5 protein-coding genes are annotated in these 5,814 nt (G+C 69.8%); 4 read left to right on the top strand and 1 reads right to left on the bottom strand.

Annotated elements, in window-relative coordinates; genetic code table 11:
• Positions 1-839: transposase domain-containing protein (locus VIM26_RS03515; RefSeq protein ID WP_331948949.1), on the bottom strand; the 839-nt coding region annotated here is incomplete at its 3' end.
• Positions 840-1,474: 635 nt separating this feature from the next.
• On the opposite strand from VIM26_RS03515, the gene kaiC reads away from it, so the two are divergent.
• The 4 genes from kaiC to VIM26_RS03495 all read left to right on the top strand — a co-directional run.
• Positions 1,475-3,217, top strand: a complete 1,743-nt coding sequence (gene kaiC / locus VIM26_RS03510; protein WP_331948948.1) for a circadian clock protein KaiC — start codon at positions 1,475-1,477, stop codon at positions 3,215-3,217.
• The gene (locus tag VIM26_RS03505; protein WP_331948947.1) at positions 3,214-3,426 is read left to right on the top strand and encodes a hypothetical protein; all 213 of its coding nucleotides are present in this window, start codon (positions 3,214-3,216) and stop codon (positions 3,424-3,426) included. Before kaiC ends, VIM26_RS03505 begins: the two co-directional genes overlap by 4 nt.
• Complete coding sequence (locus VIM26_RS03500) at positions 3,423-3,749, top strand: circadian clock KaiB family protein (protein WP_331948946.1); 327 nt, start codon at positions 3,423-3,425, stop codon at positions 3,747-3,749. The genes VIM26_RS03505 and VIM26_RS03500 overlap by 4 nt, the downstream gene beginning before the upstream one ends.
• The coding region (locus tag VIM26_RS03495) for a diguanylate cyclase domain-containing protein (protein WP_331948945.1) at positions 3,746-5,814 on the top strand (2,069 nt) is incomplete at its 3' end. The genes VIM26_RS03500 and VIM26_RS03495, both read left to right, overlap by 4 nt.

The following is a 5,814-nucleotide window of genomic DNA, read 5'->3' as shown; positions in this document are numbered from 1 at the left end:
GTGGTCAGGACCCGGAACCGGGTGGTTCGCGATCGCCCTGCTTCGTCGGTCGTGGTGACGGTGAACTCGACCAGGCGGGCGGTGATGTCGGCCAGGCGGGTGGCCTTCTTCTCGCCGCTGGCTTTGCGGCGTGCGGTGAGCATCGAGTCGGACTCACGTAAGCGCACGAGGTGGGAGCCGTCATCCAACGTGGAGATGACCTTCGCGGGCAGGGACTTCGCACCGTTCTTGACCCGCCAGATCAGGTGCGCCCCAGTGCCCGCCGCGGTCCGCCACCGGTGCATGGAGAAGAAATTTCTATCGCTGAGGTTCAGCGTGCCCGGGGCCAGGAGGTTGACCAGCTCGTCCCACAGCGCCTGTTCACTGCGTGCGCACGAGTCGACGACCGCGCCGAGCACCCGCCTGGTCCCGCACACCACGAGGGTGACGATCCGGGCCTGGGGAAACCGGCCACCACGCGGCGTCGCGTAGCGTTCGCGGATCTCGGCGGTGTCCGCCAGGTCCACGACCGTGCCGTCCACGGCCGTCACGACGAGCCCGAAGACCCTCAATCCGGCGACCTCCACTGCGGCCGCCCCGGCCAGGGCCTCGAACAACCCGCGCAGCACGGCGACCGGCAATCGGGCTCTGGCCTGCGACAATGCCGGTCCGCTCACCGTGGCCCGCATCCAGATCGACGGGTTGAACGCGCCGAGCAGCGGCCACAACCGGGCCAGCACACCCGGGTAGCCGTGCCCGGTAAACAAGCACAGGCCAAGGATCAGGGCCGTGGTCACCGCCCCGGTCAGCACCCGCCGACGCGCATCGACATGCCCCGCGCCCTGCAACGCGGAGGCCACCCGGCGCGGGCACGCAACGACCGCCAACGCGCTACTCGCGCCATGCTCAGCCGGAACGATCGGAGAGGCCGGGCCGGCCAGGACCACCTCACGCAACGACTCCGAAGTTTCCTGCGGCGCGCAGGCGGGCATGGCAAACTGAGGCAACGGAGCTCCTGGTGGCGGATGTGTTTCTCGACAATCCACGTCCTACCAGGAGCTTCGCCCTATTCCGGGCATCTCACAGCGCACCGGCGCGCCGCCCGAGCGGCCACCCGAACCATCGAGCGGATCGTTACCGAACCGAGACCACACACCTCGAAACAGGGTCAAACACGATCAAATCGCCCTTGTCTTTAGGGCGGTGTGGAGGAACGCGCGTGTGACAGATGGGGCACAAGTGACACCTGGAACATCTCAGGAGGCACATCCGTCCCACCAGTAACTCGCGCGTCCCTCCACACCGCGCACCGTCGACCTGCAGCACGCGCTCTCGTAGCAACGGGCCGGGCGTCGAGCGAAGGTTTCGTGCATATTCCGATACCGGGCGCATAGGAGGAACATAGATATCCCGGGATCCGCCGCAGCCCTTGGACCCCCCGACCCGGTGAGGAAACGACAACAAGCGACTCGTGAGCTCCGATCAAGGAGGCGTCATGTCCAGTTCGACAGGCTCCGAGGTCCACGCCCGGCCCGACGGACGGTTGGCGAAGGCGCCGACGGGCATCCGCGGCTTCGACGAGCTCACAGCGGGTGGCCTGCCACGTGGCCGGCCGACGTTGGTGACAGGCGCGACGGGTTCCGGCAAGACCGTGTTCGCGCTCGAGTTCCTGGTTCGCGGGGCCCGCGAGTTCGGTGAGCCCGGGGTGCTGCTGACGTTCGAGGAGTCGGCCGCCGAGCTGACGCAGAACGTGGCGTCGTTCGGGTTCGACCTGCCGCAGCTCGAGCGCGACGGGCTGCTGGTCATCGATGCGATCGACGTCAATCCGGCGGAGGTCGTCTCGACGGGTGAGTTCGATCTCGAGGGGCTGCTCGTCCGGCTCACCGCCGCGGTTGCGGCGGTGGATGCGAAGCGGGTCGTGCTGGACACGATCGAGGTGCTGTTCGGTGCGCTGGGAGACGACGCCATCGTCCGCGGCGAGCTCGGACGGCTTTTCCGGTGGTTGAAGGACCGCGGCCTGACCGCGGTCATCACCGGTGAGCGCGGCCGGGAGGGTCAGCTGACCCGCTTCGGCATCGAGGAGTACGTCTCGGACTGCGTCGTCGTCCTGGACCACCGGGTCGTCGACGACATCTCCACCCGCCGGCTGCGGGTCGCGAAGTACCGGGGGTCCGAGCACGGCACCAACGAGTACCCGTTCCTGATCACAAACCACGGCCTCACCGTGCTGCCGATCACCTCCGTCCACCTCGACCACCCGACGTCGACCGAGCGGATCTCGACCGGCCTGGCGCAGCTCGACGACCTGCTCGGTGGCGGCGTCTACCGCGGGACGACTGTGATGGTCAGCGGCGCCGCCGGCACCGGGAAGACGACGATCGCCGCGAAGTTCGTCGAAGCGGCCTGCGCGCGCGGGGAACGAGCCCTGTTCCTCTCCTTCGAGGAGTCCCCGGAACAGCTCATCCGCAACATGGGCTCGGTCGGCATCGACCTGGGCCGGTGGGTCGAGGCGGGACTGCTGCGGATGTGGTCCCAGCGGGTGACGTCGAGCGGGCTGGAGTCGCACCTCGGGGACCTCGAGCAACTGCTCGACAACGCGAATCCTGCCGTCGTCGCGCTCGACGCGATCATCAGCTTCAGCCGCGTCGGCTCGGCACGAGAGGTGTCCTCGGCCGTGACGCGCGAGCTGGACCTGATCAGGAACCGCGGCGCCACCGGGGTGATCACCACCCTGACCCGCGAGACCGAGTCCCCGGAGAACGTCGTGGCGCTGTCCTCGCTCATCGACACCTGGCTGGTGGTCCGGAACGTGGAGAGCGACGGCGAGCGCAACCGGCTGCTGTTCGTGAACAAGAGCCGCGGGACCGCGCACTCCAACCAGGTGCGCGAGTTCGTGCTCACCGACCACGGAGCCGACCTGCTCGACGTGTACGTCGGGCCGCAGGGGGTAGCGACCGGTTCGGCACGGCTCGCCCTGCTTGCCGAGGAGCGCAGCCGCATCGCCAACCGTCACGAAGACATCGCGCGGCGACGGCGGGCCCTCGCCCGGCGGTCCGGCGAGGTGGAGGCCCAGGTCGCCGCGCTGCGGGACGAGCTCGCCGCCGCGAGGACCAAGCTGGACCGGCAGATCGCCGAGGAGTCGCGCCGGCAGGACATCCGCGGTACCGAGCGGCTCGAACGGACCGGTGCCCACGGGGACCTCGCGATGACCCCGCCGGACCAGAGGACCCGACGATGAGTGCACACGAGCCGGACAACACGGGACACCCGGACCGGGCCGACGAGGCCAGCCAGCTGCCCTACGAGCTTCGGCCGTACGTGGCCGGGCACAGCCCGAACTCGGTCCAGGCGATCGAGAACCTGCGCCGGGTGTGCGAGGAGTACCTGTCCGACGCAAAGCAGGTCCTGGTCGGACTTCAGCGGCGCCCAGAAAGGGGACCCGAATGATGACCGCCGAGGCCTCGCCGATCCGGTGGTACCTGACGCTCTACGTGAGTGGCGCGTCGGTGCTCTCGTCGGGCGCGGTGGAGGCGATCAGGCGGATCTGTGACGAGGAACTCGTCGACCAGGTGGACCTGCAGATCGTGGACGTCCATGACGAGCCGGCGCTGGTGGTGCGCGACCAGATCGTCGCGGTCCCGACGCTCGTCAGGCGCCTGCCGAAGCCGCTGCGCAAGTTCGTCGGGGACCTGACGGACACGGCCCGGGTCCGGGTCGGCCTCGGCCTGCCGCCACGACCACCCGGTAGCCCCGAGGGGCGGCAGCCGTGACGCCGGAGCCTGACGACGAGCCGCTGACCGGTGACTCCGAGACAACCCTGCGGAACGAGATCGAGGACCTGCGCGCCGCGCTGGACGCCATCCGCACCGGCGGCGTCGACGCGGTGATGATCCCGAGCCCGCAGGGCGACATGTTGTACACCCTGACCAGCGCCGACCGCCCGTACCGGGTGATCGTCGAGGAGATGGGCGAGGGTGCCGCGACGATCTCGGAGCGCGGGATCCTGCTGTACGCCAACCAGCGCTTCGCCGACCTCCTGCGGCGTGACCGCCGCTCGCTGATCGGCCGGGACCTCGCCGACGTGCTGCAGGTCGGTGATCCTTTCGTCCTGCCCAGCCTCTTCGCCGCACCCCCTGGCGCGACCACCTACGCCGAGCTGGATCTCACCGCCGACGACGGCTCGACGTCGCCGGTGCTCGCCTCGGTCTCCGGACTCGACCTCGACGGCGTCGTCGTGCGCTGCCTGGTCATCGCCGACCTGACGCACCGAAAGCGGGTGGAACAGCAGCTGGCCGACGCGAACACCAAGCTGAGCCTGGCCAAGACCGACCTCGAGGAGGCGCAGCGGGTGGCGCACCTGGGCAGCTGGCTCTGGGACCGGCGATCGGGGCGCGTCCAGTGGTCCCCGGAGATGTGCGCGATCTTCGACATCGAGGTGACGGACGACGCGTTGGCCTGGCCCGACGTGCTCGCGGTGCGCTCACCTCCCGAGGACGCGATGGAGCTGATGACGCGGCTGCATGCCGTCGCGCGCGACGGCGGATCGTTCGAGCTCTCCCAGCGGCTGCTGCTCCCCGTCGGCACCGTCCGGCAGGTACTGACCCGCGGGGAGGCGATGCGTGACGACGCGGGCGAGGTGACCGGGGTTCGCGGGACGATGCAGGACGTGACGAGCCTGCGGCGGGCCGAAGTAGCCCTCGCTCAGTCCACCGCCCAGTTCGTGGCGGCCTTCGAGTACGCCCCGGTCGGAATGGCGGTGATCGGTCTTGACCGGACGATCCTGAGCGCGAACCGGGCACTCGGCGAGATCACCGGGTACGACGTCGGTCAGCTCACGTCCATGCGGCTGGACACGCTGATGGACCCCCGTGACGCGCAGGCCGGGGCCGACCCGCTGACGGACGTGGTGGCCGGCCGCCTCGACGAGCACCGATCCGAGCTCAGGCTGATCAGGGCCGACGGCGCCCGCCGTTGGGTCTCAATCAGTGCCGCGCGGATCGGGGCGGCGGGGACCGGGACCCAGGCCGTGCTGCACGTGGAGGACATCACCGACCGCAAGGGTTACGAGAGCGGGCTGGTCTACCTGGCCGACCACGACCCGCTGACCGGGCTCGCGAACCGCCGACGCTTCCGCGAAGACCTCGAGCACTACCTCACCCTGGCCACCCGGGCCAAGGTCAACGGGGCCCTGCTGCTGCTCGACCTGGACAACTTCAAGGACATCAACGACACCTTCGGCCACCCCACCGGCGACGGCCTGCTGTGCGCGATCGCCGACGTGTTCCGCAGCCGGGTCCGCCAGAGCGACGTGATCGCCCGCCTCGGCGGGGACGAGTTCGCCATCCTGCTTTGGGCGGTCGACGTCTCCGCCGCGACCACCGCCGCCCTGCAGGTGCTCGACGCTGTCCGGGACGTCCGGTTCGACCTGGCCGGGCAGCGGGTTCGCACCACGGCCAGCGCCGGGCTGGTCATGCTCGACGGCACCGGGGGTCGCACCGCCGACGAGGTGATCAGCAACGCCGACCTCACCATGTACGCAGCCAAGGACCGCGGCCGCGACGGGCTGGTCGTGTTCGAACCCCAGGGAGTCGCCGCCGCCCAGTCCCGCGCCCGGTTCCACTGGACCGATCAGATCCACCGGGCCCTCGACGAAGGACTGTTCACGCTGCTCACCCAGCCGATCCTCGACCTGAAGTCCGGGCAGATCACCGGCTGCGAGCTGCTGCTGCGCATGCGCCAGGGCGACCACCTCGTGGCACCGGAGGAGTTCCTGGGCATCGCCGAACGGCACGGCCTGGCCGCGGCGATCGACACGCACGTGGTGCGGATCGGCAC

It is taken from the genome of Pengzhenrongella sp. (genome assembly GCF_036565025.1).
Classification (GTDB): Bacteria; Actinomycetota; Actinomycetes; order Actinomycetales; family Cellulomonadaceae; genus Pengzhenrongella.
The sequence above is the reverse complement of the archived record's forward strand: the minus strand, read 5'-3'. Positions and strand labels throughout refer to the sequence as shown.

Excerpts from the sequence above, each read along its gene's own strand:
- kaiC (WP_331948948.1), top strand. The coding sequence starts at position 1,475 with ATGTCCAGTTCGACAGGCTCCGAGGTCCACGCCCGGCCCGACGGACGG.
- VIM26_RS03505 (WP_331948947.1), top strand. The coding sequence starts at position 3,214 with ATGAGTGCACACGAGCCGGACAACACGGGACACCCGGACCGGGCCGAC.
- VIM26_RS03500 (WP_331948946.1), top strand. The coding sequence starts at position 3,423 with ATGATGACCGCCGAGGCCTCGCCGATCCGGTGGTACCTGACGCTCTAC.